Below are 17636 nucleotides of genomic sequence, written 5' to 3'. Positions count from 1 at the left end.
GAGGGCGACATGCAAACAGACTACGGCAGCATGCTGGCGGCATTGGTCCGCGAAGAAGAGGAGTTGCAGTTCACCGCCTTCTCGAACGGTGACGCGTTGGCGCTGGGCCTCAAACTGGTGGAGCGCGCCCAGGCACTGGGCAAGGCCATCACGGTCGACATCACCCGCAATGGCCACCAGTTGTTTCACCACGCGATGGCCGGCACCTCGCCGGACAACGGCCATTGGGTGCGCCGCAAGAACAACGTGGTGCAGCGCTATGGCCGCAGCTCGTGGCACGTGGGCACGCAGTACCGCAGCAAGGGCAAGAGCTTCGAGACCGACAGCGGCGTCAATCCCGCCGATTTCGCCGCGCATGGCGGCGCCTTTCCCTTGGCGCTGCGCGGCACCGGCGTGATCGGCACGGTGACGGTATCGGGCCTGCCGCAGCAGGAAGACCATGCGCTGGTGACGTCCGTGCTGCGCGCCTACCTGGAAGCGCAGCGATGAACAGGCACGGCACCTTGCCCCAGGCCGAGCGGCTCGACGCGATCCGCGCCTACCTGGACCAGCACTACCGCATCGGCATCGAAGACATCTGCAAGCTGTTTGGGGTGACGCGCGACACGGCGCGGCGCGACGTGGTGCGGCTCGATGCTGCGGGGCGCGCGCTGCGCGTGCGCGGCGGCGCGGTGCTGCCGCCGCAAAGCCGGCAGGTGGAACAGTACACCCAGCGCACCGGCGCTTCCATCGCCAAGCAGGCGATAGGCCTCGCGGCGGCCGCGCTGCTGCGCGACGGCGACCGCGTGCTGTTCGACACCTCCACCACGGTGCTGGCCGTGGCCCGCGCCACCAGCGCGACGCCATTGAACGTGGTGACCAATTCAATTGACGTGGCCGAGGCATTCGGCCAGCAGGAAGGGGTGGAACTGCACGTGCTGGGCGGGCGGTTCAACGCCTGGCAGCGCAGTCTGGAAGGAGCGCAAACGCGGCTTGGTGTCGCGCAGTTCCAGGTCGATAAGCTGATCCTCGGCGCCTGCGCCATCGATTTGCTGGGGCTGACCTGTCCGTCGGACGATGAAGCGGCGCTCAAGCAGGCGATGATGGGCCAGGCCGCCCAGGTGATCGTGGTGGCGGACAGTTCCAAGTTCAGCAAGGCGTTCATGCACCGCCTTTGCCAGTTCGACGCCATTGACGTGCTGGTGACGGACCAGCCGCCACCGGCCGCCATCGCCGCGGCGTTGGACGCCGTCGGCGTGCGTGTCATCGTCGCCGGCCACGAGCAAGCGCGGGAATGAGTAGCAGGTCAACTGCGAGGTCAACTACGAGGTCAACTACCAGGTCAGGCAGAACGCCGTGAAAGTGTGGTCCAGCTGGCCCAGGTAGCTGCCCGTGATCGTGTAGCCGGCGCAAAACTCGGGCGATAGCGTGTGCAGCAGGCGCGCGTGGATCACGCCATCCGCCATGCCCGTAAGGTCGATCTGCGCACATTGGAAATCGAAGTAGCGCTGGACCAGCGGATACAGGCATTTGTACAGCGCCTCCTTGGCGGAGAAAATAGCGGTGACGGCCATGTGGCGCGGCAGTTGGCTTTGTTCTTCCAGCGTCTGCCTTTCCCGCGGCGTCAGGCACAGATGTTCGATCGCCTCCAGGTCGGCCGCGGCCACGATCGGTTCGGCATCGATGCCGATCGCCCGCACCTGCGACTGGCGGGCCAGCGCCACGGCCACCAGCGTGCGGCTGTGGGTGATGGAGCCGACCACATGCCGGGGCCAGCGCGGCGAACGGTCGGCGTTGATGCCGACCGTCGTGTCGGCGGCGCCCAATTGCACCAGCAACCGCGCGGCGCAACGTCGCCCCAGATGGTGCTCGGCCTGCCGGCGTTGCGCGCCGCGCCGGTGTGCCGCCGCGTCCAGTCCGGGTGGCGGCAGGCGGACCAGCAACTGGTCGGCGCCGGGCGCCAGCCGGAAAGGCTGCAGCGGCAGCGCACCGGGCACCGGCAGGGACGCGTGCCAGTCCGTGTCAGCCGTAGTTGGTCGCGGCGAATGCATTGAGCAGGGCCAGGCCTTGTTGCCACATTTTGAGGTCGCTGTCGGAGCCGATGTGGCCCAGGCCGTCGAGCACCGTCAACTGGCTGCCCCAGGCCTCGGCGAAGGCGGTGGCGCGCGCCACCGTCACGTAATGGTCGCCCCGGCTCACCACCACGTGCGAGGGAAACGGCAGCGGCAGCAGCGGCACCGGGGTGAAGCCGGTGGTCCCCGGCGGATAGCTGTCGGCCTCCGTATCGCTGGGCGCGACCAGGAAGGCGCCCTTGATACGGCGCGGGTATTTCTCCGCCCATTTGGCGACCAGCGTGCAGGCCAGGCTGTGGGCGACCAGCACCACTTCGCCGGGCGCGGCGGCGACGGCCCGTTCCAGCGTCTCGACCCAGTCATCGCAGACGGGCGTGTCCCAGTCCTGCTGCTCCACGCGGTGGAAGTCGCTGAACGCGCGTTCCCAGTGGGTTTGCCAGTGCTTGTCGCCCGAGTTGTACAGGCCGGGCAAGGTCAGCATGGTGTAGGTGGACATCAGTAATCCTTTCTCATCAGAGTAGTTTATGGCCGGTTGGCGCGGCGTGGCCGCGGGCGGTGCCCGTGGCCACGCCGGCGGACTAGCTGAAGTGGCGCATCAGCGCAAATGCGACGATACCGATTGCGCTGGAAAGCAGCAAGCGCTTGGACAGCATCATCACCGCCATGGTGGCCAGACCGCCCACCAGGTAGGCATTGCTCCAATGGAGGAACAAGCGGCCTTCTGGCATCACCACTTCGGGCACGAAGATGGCGGTCAGGATGGCGACCGGCACGTACACCAGTATTTTCCTGATCACCAGGGGCAGCTCGCGTTCACCCCACAAGGCCAGCGGCAGGTAGCGCGGCAGGAAGGTGCCCAGGCCGAGCACGGCGAAGATCCAGAACAGTTCCATGCTTAACCCTCCACGTTCGCTGCGACAGTCTGGCCTTGCTGCAGCCAGTCCAACACGGCGCCAAAGCTGGCGCCGGCCAATGCGGCCACCAGCAGGCCGACGTGGTAGGGCATGCCGTTGGTGAGCACGGCCAGCACGGCCGTCACCGCCATCACCGCGTAGGTCTTGCGGTCCCCCAGGGTCGACGCCAGCATGGCGCCGAACATGGCCACCAGCGGGAAATCCAGGCCCTTGAGCATCGTCTCGGGCAGGGCCGTACCCAGCCCGATGCCGACCGCCGTCGCCAGCAGCCAGCCGGCGTACATGGCGCCCGACACGCCAACGAAGAACCAGCGCCAGTGTTTGGCGTTGGCCGGTTGCTTGAGGCGTTCGATCACGGCGAAGAACACGGCGTCGATCAGGCCGAAGCCCAGCACCAGGCGCCAGCCCGCCGGGAAGCCCCGTGCGTGTGGCCGCAGCGCCAGGCCGTAGACGACCATGCGCAGGCTTAGCACCAGGATCGTGAGCAGGATCACCGTGATGCTGGCGTGCTCCTGCAGCAGCCGGGTGGCCAGGAACTGGGCGGTGCCCGAGTTGAGGATGGCCGACAGCGCCATGGTGTGCGCGGCGCTCAGGCCGCTCGCCATGCCCAGCATGCCGCCGATCACGCCCAGCGGGAACGCGGAGGCGAGGAACGGCAGCGCGGTGCGCAGGCCCGCAGCCAGCTGGCTGCGCGGGGTGTCAGTTTGCGACATCGAGATCTCCTTCGGAATCGGCGGGCAGTCCACGCTGGACGCCCGTCACCACGGCCGCGATCAGCGCGGCCACGTCGGCTGGCCGGGTGCGGCAGAAGTAGTGGCCGCCGCCATCCAGTTCATGCAGCTGGAGCTGATGACTGAACACGCTCCAGTTGCGCCAGTTGTGGGCGTAATTGCGCGTGAGCGGATCGTCCGGTGCCACCACCACGGACAAGGCGCCGTGCAAGGGCTGGCCGGCCGCGTCGGCGTCGTCGTCGGCCCGTTCGGCCAGGTAGCGGTTGGCGACGGCTGCGTCGTGGCGGAACAGCGCCACCAGCTGCGCCGCATGCTCGTTGCTGAAATCGGCCAGTTCCGTGTGCCCCGTTTCGCGCACCATCCAGTCCACCACGGCGCGGTCGGACATGTCGGCGATGGCGGCGATCCCGGCGTGCATCTGTTCGGCCGGATGCAGCAGTTTGCCGCCGATGAACACGTGCAGCGGCGGCTGGCCCGCCTGTTCCATCAGCTGCGCCAGCGCCAGCGCCAGTGCCGCGCCGATGCAGTGGCCCCACAGGATGACGGGGGTGGTGACCGTGGCGCCGATCTCCTGGTGCAGGCGGTGGGCCGCCGCCGGGATGTCGACCAGTTCCGAGGCCTGCGACGACAGTTCATGGCCCGGCAGTTCCACGCCATACACGCCGACCGGGCAGCCGGCCTCGCGCAGGGCCATGCCCAGCGGACGGAAGCTGGCGCTGCCGCCGCCCGCGTAGGGCAGGCAGACCAGGGTGGCGCGGTCGCCGGCGCCGCCGGTGAGCTTGACCAGCATGCGGGCCGCGCGGCCGGCGCCGCCGGCGGCGATCACGGCCAGTTCCGCCAGCGTCGGATGCTGCATGATGTCGGCCAGCCGGATCGCCCCTTCGAGCATGAACACGGCGCGGATCGCGCTCAGCGAATTGCCGCCCAGCGCGAAGAAATCGTGCTCGGGCCGCAGGCTGGCGCCGTCCACCCGGAGCACTTGCGCCCAGACGGTGGCGATGCGCTGTTCCCATGGCGTCAGCTGGGCCGGCTGGGCGCTGGCGGGCAGCGGCGCGCGCGCCGCCTTGGCCGTGTCGGCGCCGAAGATGCGCGGCACCGGCGCGCCGTCGGCGCATTCCAGGCGCAGGTCGGGCAGCCAGCGCGCGCTGCGGCCGGTCGCCACCGGTTTGGCGCCGGCCAGGTGCAGCTGGCCCCAGGCGCCCGTGGGGGCGGGCATGCCCGAGGCGTCGAGCACGCACACGGCCACCCCGGCGTCCACGCCGGCCGGCGCCGCGCGCTGGCCCGCTTCTGCCAGGCGGGCCGTCTCGGCCGGCGACAGCAGGCTTTGCAGATCGTGCGGCTGGGTCGGGTCGGCCGTCATCAGTTCGAACGCGCGCCGGTAGTAGCCGCCCATCATTTCCATCTGGTCGATGGTGAACACGTGGTCGTGGTAGTGCAGGCTCAGACGCACTTCGTCGCTGTAGAAGTGGCGCGAGAACTCGGCGCGGATCACGAACTCCGTCTCGGAATTGGCGCGCACGTCAAGCAGCGAGAACTCGGGCAGGGCGCGCAGTTCCTTGAGGCGGTAGAAGTGGGTGTAGTTGAAGGCCGTCTCGAACAGCATGCCGCGGATGTCGAGGTCCTGCATCATCTGCGCCATCGGGTAGCGGCGGTGCGGCAGCAGGCGGCGCTCGGCGTCGAACACGTGGCGGATCAGCTGTTCCCACGAACCGGCGCTCACGTGCAGGCCGAACGGCACGGTGTTGAGGAACAGACCCAGCGCTTCGGTCGCGTCCTCGTGCTCGGGCCGGCCGCTTTGCTCGTAGCCGGTCATCGCGTACTCGGTGCCGCACAACACGCTCAGCACTTTCAGGTGGACCGCCATCAGCAGCGTCTTGACCGGCACGCCGAGCCGGTCCGACAGGGCGACGATGCGCTCGGACAGGCGGCGCGAAATGTCCACGTCGTGGAACACCACGGTCGGGTGGGCGACGCCCGTCTGCACGGCGCCGCAACGGGGCAGTTCGGTGTAGGTGGCGCCCGTGATCTCGGCCTGCCAGAAATCGCGGTCGGCGGCCGTGGCCAGCGACTGCCGTTCCAGCGCCACGTAATGGTGCAGGAAGTTGTCGACCGGCGCGCGCTGCTGCCAGGTGCCGGCCACGATCGCATGGTACGTCTCGAACAACTGGGTGTGGACCAGCGTGATGCTCCAGCCGTCGAGCGCGGAATTGTGCTGGATCAGCGTGTAGCGATACAGGTCGTCGGCCAGGATGTGCACATGCAGCCGCACCAGGCCCGGCTCCTCCCACACGAAGCGGCGCTGCTTCTCCGTCTCGGTCCAGTCCTGGTACCACGCTTCCTGGCCTTCGCCGTCCAGGTCGCGCAGGTCGACGATCACCGGCGGCACCTTGGCGTCGCGGTGCACGATCTGCAGCGGGTCGTCGAAGCCGCTCAGGTGGTAGCTGGTGCGGAAGATGGGGTTGCGCGCCACCACGATGGCGGCCGCCTGTTCGAACGCGGCCACGTCCAGCCGGCTCTGGATCATGTAGCTGAGGATGTCGTGGTACTGCGAGGTGCCGAACGTCAGTTCGTTCTGGAACACCAGGCCGATCTGCAGCAGCGACAGCGGATAGGCATCCTCCGCCGACGCGGGCAGGCGGGCGCGGTCGGCCTCGCTGACCAGCCCGAACGGCGCCACTGCCACTTCGGCCGCCGGGGCGGGCGCGGTGCTGATAGCCTCGGCCAGTCCGGCGATGGTGGGATGGGCGAACAATTGCTGGAACGTGAACGGCAGGCCGCGCTGGCGGGCCTTGGCCAGCACGGCCACGAAGTGGATGGAATTGCCGCCCAGCGCAAAGAAGTTGTCGTGCACGCCCACGCGCGGCTGGGCCAGCACTTCGCTCCAGATCTCGGCCAGTGCCTGTTCGGTTGCGTTGCGCGGCGCCACGTAGTCGGCGGCCGGGCCGGCGGCCAAGCTGGGCTTGGGCAGCGCGGCGCGGTCCAGCTTCCCGTTGGGCGAGAGGGGGAAGCTGGCCATGCAGATGATATGGGCCGGCACCATGTACTCGGGCATGCCGCTGGCCAGATGGCGTTTGAGCGCCGCCACGTCCGTGCCGGCCGGCGCGACCACGTAGGCGCACAATTCGGCCACCTGGTCAGCATCCTTTTGCGCCATCGCCACGGCGTCGGCTACGTCCGGATGCTCGCGCAGGCGCGCTTCGATCTCGCCCAGTTCGATGCGGTAGCCGCGGATCTTGACCTGGTTGTCGATGCGGCCCAGGTATTCGATCTCGCCGCGGCTGTTCCAGCGCGCCAGGTCGCCGGTGCGGTAGATGCGCGTCTCGCCGGGGAAGGGATGTTCGACGAAACGTTCGGCCGTCAGCTCGGGGCGGCGGTGGTAGCCGCGCGCCAGGCCGACGCCGGCGATGCAAAGCTCGCCCGGCACACCCACGGCCTGCACCTGCATGCGCGCGTCCAGCACGTACAGGCGCAGGTTGTCGATCGGTTTGCCGATCGGGACGCTGGTGGCGCCGGCGTCGGGGCGGCACAGGTGGTGCGAGACGTCGACCGTCGCCTCGGTCGGGCCGTACAGGTTGATCAGCTGGGCCGGGGCCAGCACCGCGTGGAATTTCTCCACCTGGTGCGTGCCCAGCGCTTCACCGCTGGCGAACACCAGGCGCAGCCCGCGCAGGCGCGCGCCGCAGCCGAGCGCGCCCACGTAGTCGAGGAAGGCGTTCAGCATCGATGGCACGAAGTGCATCACCGTGACCCGCCGCCGCTCCACCGTGTCGATGATGGTGTCGGGGTCGCGTTCGCCGCGCGGCGCCAGCAGGCACACGCTGGCGCCCACGAACGACCACCAGAACAGTTCCCATACGGAGACGTCGAACGCGATCGGCGTCTTCTGCAGGATCACGTCGCCGGCGGTGATCGGGTAGGCGCGCTGCATCCACGCGATGCGGTTGATGGCCGAGTGGTGCTCCACCAGCACGCCCTTGGGGTTGCCGGTCGAGCCGGAGGTATAGATCACGTAGGCCACGTCGCGCGCGTTGCCGCCATGGACCGGCGCAGTGTCGTCGGCGTCGTACGAGGCCGGGTCGTCGAGGTCGATGATGACCGGTTGCGTGGCCAGCGTGGGCACCAGCCGCGTGTGGGCCAGGATCACGGGCGCGCCGCTGTCGCCCAGCACGTATTCGACGCGGGCCTGGGGATAGCTGGGGTCGATCGGCAGGTAGGCGGCGCCGGCCTTGAGCACGGCGTGGATGGCCACCAGCATTTCGATCGAGCGTTCGGCCAGCACGGCCACGATCTGGTCGCGGCCCACGCCGTGGCGGCGCAGCGTGTGGGCCAGCTGGTTGGCGCGCGCGTTGAACTCGCGGTAGGTCAGGCTGCGGTCGCCGAAGGTGACGGCGATGGCGTCCGGCGTTTGCGCCACCTGGCGCGCCAGCACCTGGTCCAGGCGCAGCTGGTGTTCGTAGGGGAAGGCGGTGGCGTTGGCCTCGGCCAGGATCCGGTCGTCGTCGTCAGTCAGCAGCGACAGCGCGCCCAGTGCGGCGTCCGGCGCCTGCAGGGCCGCGTGCAGCAGCAATCCCAGGTGGCGGGCCAGGCGTTCCACGGTCTCCTCCAGATACTGACGGCCGTCGTAGTCGAGCTGCCAGGTGTAGCCGTCGTCGCCGCGCAGCAGCGTCACCAGCAGCGACACACCGTCCGGCGCGGCGCCGGCCGGCGTGCCGGCATGCAGCACGCGCACGCCGATGTCGAAGAAGGGATGGAGGGCATCGTCGGCGTCGCCGTGGGCCAGCAGTTGCAGCGGGAAGTCCTGGTGTTCCAGCGTGGCCTGGGTTTGCTGCTGGCTGGCGGCCAGCAGGTCGCGCAGGCTGGCGCCCGGGGCCAGGGTCAGCGCCAGCGGCAGCCACTCGGCCAGCAGTGGCTGGTCCGCGCCGGTGCGCAGCGCCGGCTGGCCGATGGCCACGCCGGCCACGCCGGTGTAGCGTTCCAGCAGCGCCGCCACGACGGCGTTCAGCAACACCTGCTGACTCAGAGGCTGGGCCGACGTGGCCCGCTCCAGCGCGGCGCCGGTGGCGGCAGCCAGCGCGGCGCGGTATTGCTGCGACAGTTGGGCGCCGCCGCAGCCGTGGTCGGCCGGGAAGCGGCTCTTGCCGGGCAGCGCGGCGATCTGCGCCTTCCAGAAACTGGCTTCGCGCGGTCGGCGCGCCGCCAGCACTTTCAATTGTCCGAGGGATTCGATGGATTGCATAGGGACCTAAGGAGTCGGGTTGGTGGGAACTACAGGGTGAAAGAAATCGGGGCCAGCACGGGCGCCGGCGCTGGCGTGGCCGGCGCGGCCAGCAGGCTGGCCAGCGGCGCGTCCGGTTGGGCCAGCAGGCGGTCGAGCATGGCCAGCCAGTCGTCGCGGAAGGTCTGGACGGTGACGGCGTCGAACAGGTCGCGGTTGTAGGCCCAGTGGCCGCGCAGCACGGGCGCGCTGTCGTCAAGCTGCAGGTTCAGGTCGAACAGCGTGCTGGCCGTGTGCTCCGGCGCCCAGCGCACCGGCTGGCCGAGGAAGGCCTGGCGTCCCAGCGCCGTGTTCTGCAACGCGAACATGGTGTCGAACACGGGATGGCGGCGGTAGTCGCGCGCCGCGTCGACGGCGTCGGCCAGGCTGGCGAACGGGTAGGCCTGGTGTTCGAAGCTGGCGTCGATATGGCGGGCCGTGCGCCGCAGCCAGTCGGCCGCGGTGTCGTTGCCGGCCACATCGATGCGCAGGCAGACCGTGTTGACCAGCATGCCGACCAGCGATTCCGTGCCGGCCGCCTGGCGGCCGGCGGCCGGGGAGCCGACGGTGACTTCAGTTTGGTCCAGCGTGCCGGCCAGCCACAGCGCGTACGACGCCAGCAGCAGGTGGAAGGGTGTGAGCCGCAGCGTTTGCGCGCAGCGCCGTAGCGCGGCCGAGCGTTGTTCGCCCAGGTCGACGGCCAGCATGGCGCCACGCTCCGAGCGCAGCGCCGCCCGCGTGCGGTCCAGCGGCAGCTCCGGTGCGCGCTGCCAGCCGTTCATGGTGGCGCGCCAGAACGGGGCCAGGTTGTCGTGCCACTGCTGCGTGGCCGGCGCGTGGCGCCATTCGGCATAGTCGCCGAACTGGTGGCTGGGCAGCGGCACGGGCTGGCCCAGGTACAGCGCCTGCCATTGTTCGAGCAGGAGGGCGATGGAGATGGCGTCGGCCAGGATGTGGTGCAGGTCGAGCAGCAGGCAGGCCTGGTCACGGCCATGGCCCCGGCTGCGGAACAGGGCCACGCGCCAGGCCGGCGCCTGCTCCAGGTCGAACGGACGGGCCCAGGCGTCGATGGCAGCGGCCATATCGTCGCCCGCTTCGCGCTGTTCGATGCGCACCGCGAGCATGGCCTGGACCTGCTGCTGCAACGCGGCGCCGTCATGGTGGAAGCTGGTGCGCAGGATGTCGTGCCGGCAGACCAGTTCATTGAGCGCGGCTTCCAGCCGCGCCAGGTCGGCCTGGCCATCCCATGCGATCTCGATCGGCAGGTGATAGGCGCGCGAGGCCGGGTCTTTCAGCCACGCCACGTACAGCTGCTGTTGCTGCGGCGCGGCGCGGTAGGTGGCGCGCCGCGTCAGCGCGGGGATGGCTTGCCTGGCGTCCGGCGCCAGATCGGGCGACTGCACCAGGGCGTGGCACAACGCGCGCAGCGTGGCGCTGGCCAGCACCATCGCGGCCGTGCAGGGCTTGTGCAATTGGGTCTCGATCCGGGCCGCCAGCATGGCGGCCGTCAGCGAACTGGCGCCGAGCGCCAGCGCGTTGTCGTCGAGGGTGACGGCGTCGCCTTCCAGCAGTGCGCTGAGCAGTTGCAGCACGGTCTGTTCGAGCGGCGTGACCTGCGCCGGCGCCGCCGTCTCCGCGGCGGCGGGCACCGGCCGCAGCACCTGGGCCGCTTGCAGCGCCTGGCGGTCGATCTTGCCGTTCGCCGTCAGCGGCAGCGCGTCGAGCTGGCGCAGCAGGTGCGGCACCATGTGGACCGGCAGGGCGTCGGCCAGTTGGGCGCGCACGCGGGCCGGGTCCAGCGGCGTGCGCGCCGTGAACCACGCGTGCAGCTGGCTTTCGCCCGTCGCCGCCGAGCGCCGCGCGATGACGATGGCGGCCGTCACGTCCGCGATCGCCAGCAGCTGGTTTTCCACTTCGCCCAGTTCGACGCGGAAGCCGCGCACCTTGATCTGCTGGTCGCGCCGTCCCAGGAAGTCGAGCGTACCGTCGTCGCGCCAGCGCGCCATGTCGCCGGTGCGGTACAGGGTGGCGCCCGGCCCGAACGGGCTGGGGACGAAGGCCGCCTGCGTCAGTTCCGGGCGCTCCAGGTAGCCGTTGCCTATGCCGTCGCCGCCCACATACAGCTCGCCGGGCACGCCGACCGGCTGCAACTGGCCCAGGCGGCCCAGCACGTAGGCGCTGCTGTTGCTGATCGGGCGGCCGATCGGGATATCGAGGCCGTCCGCGTCGCCGATGACGTGGGCGGTGGAGATGACGGCGTTCTCCGTGGGGCCGTAGGCGTTGACCACGGTCAGGCCGGGACAGGCCAGCCGCACCGCCTGCACCTGGCGCGCGGGCACCACGTCGCCGCCGATGACGAGCGTACGCAGCGGCTGGAACAGCGCCGCGTTCTCGTTGGCCAGCTGGGCGAACAGCGAGGAGGTGATCAGCGCCGTGTTGATGCGGCTGGCGGCCAGGAACTGGCCCAGCAGGCGCGCGCTGAGCAGGGTGTCGCGCCCGACGATGTGCAGCTCGCCGCCGTTCAGCAGCGCGCCCCACAGCTCGAAGGTGGAGGCGTCGAAGCCGATTGCGCCGGCTTGCAGCACGCGGCTGTCCTCGTCGAAGCGGATGTAGTTGGTGTCGCGCACCAGGCGCACCACGCCGCGATGGCTCACCAGCACGCCCTTGGGCTGGCCGGTGGTGCCCGAGGTGTACATCAGGTAGGCCGTATCGCTGGCCCGTACGGGCGCGGCCACGGGCACCGCGCGGTCCGCGTCATCGTCCTGGCCGGCCGGGTCCACCACCAGCACGGCGCCGCTGAACTGGCCCGCAGCCTGCAGCGCCTGCGCCATCGCCAGCGTGGCCGCATCCGACACCAGCAGGCAGCGCGCGCCGCTGTCGGCCAGGCAGTAGGCGATCCGTTCGGGCGGGTAGTCGGGGTCCAGCGGGCAGTAGCAGGCGCCCGCGACCAGGCTGGCCACGGTGGCCACCACCATCGCGCAATCGCGCGGCATCAGCAGCGCCACGGGCGCGGCCGGGGTGACGCCGTGCCGTTGCAGCCGCGCCGCCAGCGCGCTGGCCTGTTGCAGCAACTGGCCGCGCGTGAGCGTGCGGCGGCCATCGGTGACGGCCAGCCGGTCGGCGTCGCGGGCGGCGCTGTCGCGCAGCAGGTCGACCAGGGTGCTGTCGCGCGGGTAGGCGGTGGCCGTGTCCTGGAACGCGTGCAGCAGGCGCGCCCGTTCGGCGGGACACAGCGGATCGAGGCGGCCGAGCACCTCGTCCGGACGGGCCAGCAATTTGTCGAGCAGGACCAGCAGCAGTTGCAGGTGGCGCCGCGTGCAGGCGTCGGCCAGCCGCGCGCGCCAGCGCACGGCGCCCTGGCCGCCGGCAGGCAGGATCAGCAGCAGGTCCAGCTGATCCGGGCAGACGGATGGCGGCGCCAGCGTCCCGTCGTCCAGGCAGAAGCCCAGGCGGCACTGCGGCCCCGCCTGATCGTCGCGCGCCTCCAGCTGCTGCGGGCGGGCCGTGCCCAACTTCCTGCCCAGGCTGCGCAACAGGCCGGTGTACGTGGTCGATGCTTCGACGGCCGAGGCGATGCCGGACCAGCCGCCGGGGCGCAGTTCGAACACGGCCAGTTCCGCCTGGTCGGTGAGCTGGTGCAGCAGCGCGAGCCAGGCCGCCAGCAGACCGTGGCCGGGAGCCAGATGGTGGCGGCTTTCCAGTTCGCGCAGGCGCTGCTGGCTGGCGCCGGACAGGGGGGGCCAGGCTTCGGTGGCGGCATCGGCGGCATCGGCAGCCAATGGCGGGAATGCTGCGCGCGGCAACCAGCCGTCGTGGGGCAGGGCGGTGTCGACGTGCGGGCAAGTGGAGGTGGAGGAGGTCATGGGTGGGCTGGGCGTTGGAAAAATGGGAGGGGGGCGCGGCCGCTGCGCCGCTCAAAACACCTTGACGGGGAATTCGACACGCAGCTTGAATTCCCGGTTGCTGCTGTCGGCGTAGTGGGAGCCGCTGTGGTGCAGCACGGCCAGCAAGGTCACCTTGGCGTGCTTCCAGCGGCCGCTCTGGACCACGTAGCTGGGATAGATGCCGTATTCACCGTGGCTGCCATGCACCGGTTCGCCGTTCTTCCAGTACAGCGCGTACAGCGGGCTGGCCGGACTGGCTTGCGCGGCGGCGCCGGCGCGGGCGTCGGCGCCCCAGCCCTGCACGCGCCACAGCATCATGCTGAAGCCGGGCAGGCCGGCGCTGGCGCCGTCGAACGCGTAGCGCAGCTGGGCGGATTTTTCGTGCGGGGCGTTGTAGTCCACGTCCATCGCGTTCAGCAGCGCGTCGCCCCACGTTTCGCCCAGGTAGTCGAAGAACTGGTCGCCCATGATGCGCTGGTAGCCGGCCGTCACGGCGTGCGGGCCGCGTTCAGCCGTCACGGCCAGGCTGTAGGCCTGGTTGCCGATGTCGCCCTGGCGGCTGCTGCCATCGTTGCGCGTGGCGTACAGGTCGGCCTTGCCGGTGACGCGCAGGACCTTGTGGTCGCCGGCGCCGCGCGTGAGCGCGAGGTAGAGCTGGCGCCAGACATCGCTGGCGCGGTCGAGGTAGACGGACGCCTTGCCGTCGCCGGACCAGGCCCAGTCGGCGCCTGCGAAGTCGACGTGGCCGATGCCGGTGCCGCCATAGCCGCTGCTGAGCGCCTGCAGCGAGGTGTGGCCGCGCGCCTTGACGGCGCTCAGGCGGCCGGCGGCCAGCATGAGCCGGTCCGACAGCGGCAGCGCGGCCGTCAGTCCCTGGAAGGTGGGCGGCAGCGAGAGGATGTCCCGGCTCACCAGCAGGGGATTGCTGAGCCGTTGCAGTCCATATCTGAACACGGCCTTGCCGACGCGCGCGTTGAGCGTGTAGGCGCCGAGGAACACGGTGGGGCCGTCGCCGCCAAGGCGGTGGCCGTAAACGAAGTTGCCGGCGTCGCCGCGCTGGTCCAGCGGCAGCGCCACGAACGGCGACACGCTGAAGCCCAGGCCGAGCGGCCCGGCCGTGTAGCCGGAGACGTAATTGGCCTGCAGCGTCTGGACCCAGGCGCGCCGGTCCAGCGTGTCCTGGATCCACTCCGTGCCGAGGAAATTGCGGAACAACAGCGTCAATTGGCCGTCGCGCAGCAGCGGCGCAGCCGCGCCGGACGCCGGCTGGGCCGTTTCGGCGGGGGCCGGTTGCAGTCGCCCGACGCTGGCGCCCACGTCGTGGGTGGCCGCCTGGGCCGCCTGGGCCGGGCCGGCCGCCGCCAGCAGGCATGCGGCCTTGGTCCGTTCGGCCGTGCAGGACAGCGGTTCGGGCGACGCCGGCGTCTGCGGGCAGGCCGGCGGTGCCAGACAGGCGAGCAGGGGGAACGTCGCCATCAGTACGTGTTTCAGGATGCGCATAAAAAGCCACTAAGTTGCTTGCGAAGGAACCGACCAGCCGGTGCACGCGCCCTGGACAGCGACAGGCGTGCGCGGGCCACGCGCAAGCGCGGTCCAGGGTACAAGTGAACGGTACGAACGTTACGAACTACCGCCTGGTCGCAACGGAACGCGGCAGGTGGAAGCAGAAAGAAAGCGGGGAACTTATTCGTTCATCGGCGTATGTGCCGAGAGAGGGGGCCACAGGGGATCGTCTGCGGCGAATGTTGCCTGACGCAGCGTTTGCGCCTGGCGACCAGTGCCTATACGGGTTGGGTATGGTGCACTGCAAAACGAAAAGAATTATCAAATATTGCTATCCGAATTGTCAAGATTATTTTTATTTCAATATTAACTTGCGGATAGCAAGCTGCGTATGCTGCTGTGCTCCGCCGTCTGTGCCCCCGCGCCAGCCGCCTGACTGTGCACCTGCGCGGCGTGCGCCGTGCTTACCATGCAAGCTGACTAAATCCATCACCCGAGGTGCGTATGCGACCCGATCTCTCCCCCCAACCCAGCGGCTTCCAGCAACGGATGGTCATGCGCCATCGCGGCCCGGCGCCCGTCCGCGTGACGGACCAGGTGGCCGAGGAAGTACCGGTGGCACTGGTCTTCAACGGCATCTCCCATGCCGTGATGATGGCCACGCCACGCGACCTGGAAGCGCTGGCGGTGGGCTTCGCGCTGACCGAAGGCATCGTGCCGGGCCAGTCCGACATCCATGACGTGGTCGTGCACCAGTTGCCTGCGGCGGCCGAAGTGCAGCTCACCATCGGCCAGGGCGCCTTCATGCAGCTCAAGCAGCGGCGCCGCGCGCTGGCCGGCCGCACCGGCTGCGGCGTGTGCGGTATCGAAAGCCTGGCGATGCTGGACCTGGAACCTGCCCCGCTGCCGGCGGCGCCGTTGCCGGCCCCGCTGGCGCCCGCGCTCGCGCGCGCGGCGCGCGGGCTGGCCGCGCAGCAGGTCCTGATGCAGGCGACGGGCGGCGTGCACGCTGCCGCCTGGTGCGGCCTCGATGGCGCCGTGCATGCGGTGTTCGAGGACGTGGGCCGGCACAATGGGCTGGACAAGCTGGTGGGCCACCTGGCCTTGCAGGGCGCGGACTTGCGCAGCGGCTTCGCCTTCCTGTCCAGCCGCGCCAGCTATGAACTGGTGCGCAAGGCGGCGCGGGTCGGCATTCCCATGCTGGCCACCATCTCTGCGCCCACCAGCCTGGCCATCGATATCGCGGCGCAGGCGGGACTCAAGCTGGTCAGCTTCTGCCGCGCCGATGGCTTCGTCGACTACAGCGATGGCCTGAGGGCCGACGCCCCGCTCCAACCAGTCTGACGCCCTGCCGAAGCGACGACTGCCCGCCCGCGCAGGCCGCGCGGGCGGGCCTTTCCTTTCTAGCTGACCTGGTATCCCTTGCCGACGGGCGCCTCCGCCGGCAGCGCCAACCCGCATAATTCCAATACCGACCGTTCGATGGTGCGGCTCATCGCGTTCAGCGCCAGGCTGTTGGGCGCGACGCCGAACGGGTCGCCGATTTCCTGCGCGATGGCTTCCAGCGCGACCAGCGTGTAGGCCACGAACACGGCGATCAGCGGCGTGGCCGCGCCGATCGCGTGCACCAGCCCGAACGGCAGCAGGAAGCAATAGGCGTAAATGGTCCGGTGCAGCAGCACGCCGTAGGGATAGGGGATGGGCGTGCCCGCGATCCGTTCGCAACCCGCCACGGCATCGGCCAGGTTGTTGATCTGCGCGTCGAGCATCCACACGGTCTGCTCGCCGCCCGGCAAGCCGGCGGTCGCGCCGGCCAGCGTGCGGCGCATGTCGTTGAGCGCCGCGATCGGGCGGTAGTTGCGGGCGCTTGCCTGGGCCACGGCTTGCGGTTCCAGCAGCCGCTGCAGGTCGGCGCCGGCGTCGGAACCGCGCAGCTGGTGCCGCAGCAGGTGCACGAAGGCGATCAGTTGGCGTGCGAACTGCGCGTGGTCCAGACGTTCCGGCGGCAGGTAGGCCAGCGTCTGCGAGGTGAGGGTGCGCGCCGCCGCGAGGATGTGGCCCCACAGCTGGCGCGCTTCCAGGTAGCGCTGGTAGCTGGCGTTGTTGCGAAACGCCAGAAAGATCGCGAGGCTGATGCCGAGCAGGGGGAAGGGCGCCGTGTCGAGCGGCACGCGCTCGCCGAAGATGCGCCCGTCGCCGAGCAGCGCCACCAGGCTGATGGCCAGCATCAATCCCAGTTGCGGCAGGATGGACGGCAGCACCGAGCCGTTCCACACCAGCAGCATGCGGAACCAGTTGCTTGGAGGGCGGATGATCAAGGCAGCTCCTCAGTGTTCCAGTACCACGCGGCCACGGAACACGTGGTACTGGTACAGGTTGTAGCCGACCATGACGGGGAACACCACGGCGATGCCGCACAACATGAAGGCCATCGTGGCGCCGTCAGAGGCGGCTTCCGCGATGGTCAGCTTGCCGGGCACGAGGTCGGGGAACAGGCTCACCGCCAGCCCCGCGAACGAGGCGGCGAACAGGCCGATGGCGCCCCGGAACGGGCCGTGGCTGGAGCCCACATGCAGCGCGTACAGCACGTAGCCGCCGGCGCAGGCGGCCGCCAGCGCCAGTGGCATCAGGATCGCCAGCACGGTGGGCTGCATCCAGCGGTCGTGGCCGATCTCGCTGAACACCATGGTGCCGGCCGACAGTAGCACGGCCGCCGCCACCGTCGCCATCAGCGTGCCGGTGGCCTGGCGGCGTGCCGTCTCCACCAGCGCGCCATGGGTCTTCTTGACCAGGTAGGTGGCGCCCAGCAGGCTGTAGCCGGCGATCACGCCCAGCGCGCACAGGCCGGTGAATGCCCCGGCCAGCGCGCCCGGCGCCAGGCCCGTGATGACCTTGCCCAGCACCACGCCCTGGCAGGCGGCCGCGCCCAGGCTGCCCAGGCCGAACAGGATGTCCCAGCCGCGCTTGCGGTCGGCCACGTGGCGGAACTCGATGGCCGCGCCGCGCGCGATCAGCGACGCGATCAGCAGCATGACGGGCACGTACAGCTGTTCCATCAACATGGCGTAGGCGGCCGGGAAGGCGCCGAACAGGGCGCCGCCCAGCACCACCAGCCAGGTCTCGTTGGCGTCCCAGACGTGGCCGATGGACGAGAAGATCTGGTCGCGGTCCTGCTCGCGCGGGGTGACAAGGCTGAGCATGCCGACGCCGAGGTCGAAGCCGTCCGTGATGACGTAAAACACCAGCATCAGGCCGATCAGGCCGAACCAGGCATTGGTGAGGATGGTATGCATGATGAC

Annotated in this window: 12 protein-coding genes; 3 read left to right on the top strand and 9 right to left on the bottom strand. The window is 69.9% G+C overall.

Features of this window, described 5'->3' with window-relative positions; genetic code table 11:
• Window positions 1-9: 9 nt before the first annotated feature.
• Both H3H37_RS01770 and H3H37_RS01765 read left to right on the top strand, forming a co-directional pair.
• A complete protein-coding gene (locus tag H3H37_RS01770) occupies window positions 10-489 on the top strand; it encodes a heme-degrading domain-containing protein (RefSeq protein ID WP_182159488.1) in 480 nt (159 codons plus the stop codon).
• Entirely contained in the window at window positions 486-1277 is a 792-nt protein-coding gene (locus H3H37_RS01765) for a DeoR/GlpR family DNA-binding transcription regulator (protein WP_182159486.1), read from the top strand. Before H3H37_RS01770 ends, H3H37_RS01765 begins: the two co-directional genes overlap by 4 nt.
• 36 nt (window positions 1278-1313) lie before the next feature.
• Here H3H37_RS01765 and H3H37_RS01760 read toward each other — a convergent pair whose 3' ends face one another.
• The 7 genes from H3H37_RS01760 to H3H37_RS01730 all read right to left on the bottom strand — a co-directional run bounded on the left by H3H37_RS01760 (window position 1314) and on the right by H3H37_RS01730 (window position 14334).
• Window positions 1314-2030 carry a 4'-phosphopantetheinyl transferase family protein gene (locus tag H3H37_RS01760; protein ID WP_229218599.1) on the bottom strand — a complete coding sequence of 239 codons (717 nt, stop codon included), beginning with the start codon at window positions 2028-2030 and terminating at the stop codon, window positions 1314-1316.
• Window positions 2002-2547 carry an RBBP9/YdeN family alpha/beta hydrolase gene (locus H3H37_RS01755; protein WP_182159483.1) on the bottom strand — a complete coding sequence of 182 codons (546 nt, stop codon included), beginning with the start codon at window positions 2545-2547 and terminating at the stop codon, window positions 2002-2004. The genes H3H37_RS01760 and H3H37_RS01755 overlap by 29 nt, the downstream gene beginning before the upstream one ends.
• Window positions 2548-2629: 82 nt before the next feature.
• Complete coding sequence (locus tag H3H37_RS01750; protein ID WP_182159480.1) at window positions 2630-2944, bottom strand: branched-chain amino acid transport AzlD family protein; 315 nt, start codon at window positions 2942-2944, stop codon at window positions 2630-2632.
• A 2-nt stretch (window positions 2945-2946) separates the two neighbouring features.
• Window positions 2947-3678, bottom strand: a complete 732-nt coding sequence (locus H3H37_RS01745) for an AzlC family ABC transporter permease (RefSeq protein ID WP_182159478.1) — start codon at window positions 3676-3678, stop codon at window positions 2947-2949.
• On the bottom strand, window positions 3665-8932 hold the full coding sequence (locus H3H37_RS01740; protein WP_182159475.1) for a non-ribosomal peptide synthetase: 5268 nt from the start codon (window positions 8930-8932) through the stop codon (window positions 3665-3667). Before H3H37_RS01740 ends, H3H37_RS01745 begins: the two co-directional genes overlap by 14 nt.
• Before the next feature lie 29 nt (window positions 8933-8961).
• Window positions 8962-12813, bottom strand: coding sequence for a non-ribosomal peptide synthetase (locus tag H3H37_RS01735; RefSeq protein WP_182159472.1), 3852 nt, complete (start codon window positions 12811-12813; stop codon window positions 8962-8964).
• Between the two features lie 51 nt (window positions 12814-12864).
• Window positions 12865-14334, bottom strand: a complete 1470-nt coding sequence (locus tag H3H37_RS01730; protein WP_182159470.1) for an OprD family outer membrane porin — start codon at window positions 14332-14334, stop codon at window positions 12865-12867.
• A gap of 507 nt (window positions 14335-14841) precedes the next feature.
• Here H3H37_RS01730 and fdhD point away from each other — a divergent pair.
• Entirely contained in the window at window positions 14842-15681 is an 840-nt protein-coding gene (fdhD, locus tag H3H37_RS01725) for a formate dehydrogenase accessory sulfurtransferase FdhD (protein ID WP_182159467.1), read from the top strand.
• Between the two features lie 59 nt (window positions 15682-15740).
• Here fdhD and H3H37_RS01720 read toward each other — a convergent pair whose 3' ends face one another.
• Both H3H37_RS01720 and H3H37_RS01715 read right to left on the bottom strand, forming a co-directional pair.
• On the bottom strand, window positions 15741-16655 hold the full coding sequence (locus H3H37_RS01720; protein ID WP_182159464.1) for a bestrophin family protein: 915 nt from the start codon (window positions 16653-16655) through the stop codon (window positions 15741-15743).
• Between the two features lie 9 nt (window positions 16656-16664).
• A complete protein-coding gene (locus tag H3H37_RS01715; protein ID WP_182159462.1) occupies window positions 16665-17630 on the bottom strand; it encodes a cytochrome d ubiquinol oxidase subunit II in 966 nt (321 codons plus the stop codon).
• Window positions 17631-17636 lie beyond the last annotated feature (6 nt).

Source organism: Rugamonas brunnea, assembly GCF_014042345.1.
In the GTDB taxonomy this organism is placed as follows: Bacteria; Pseudomonadota; Gammaproteobacteria; order Burkholderiales; family Burkholderiaceae_D; genus Rugamonas; species Rugamonas brunnea.
This window is presented reverse-complemented; position numbering and strand designations above follow the sequence as displayed.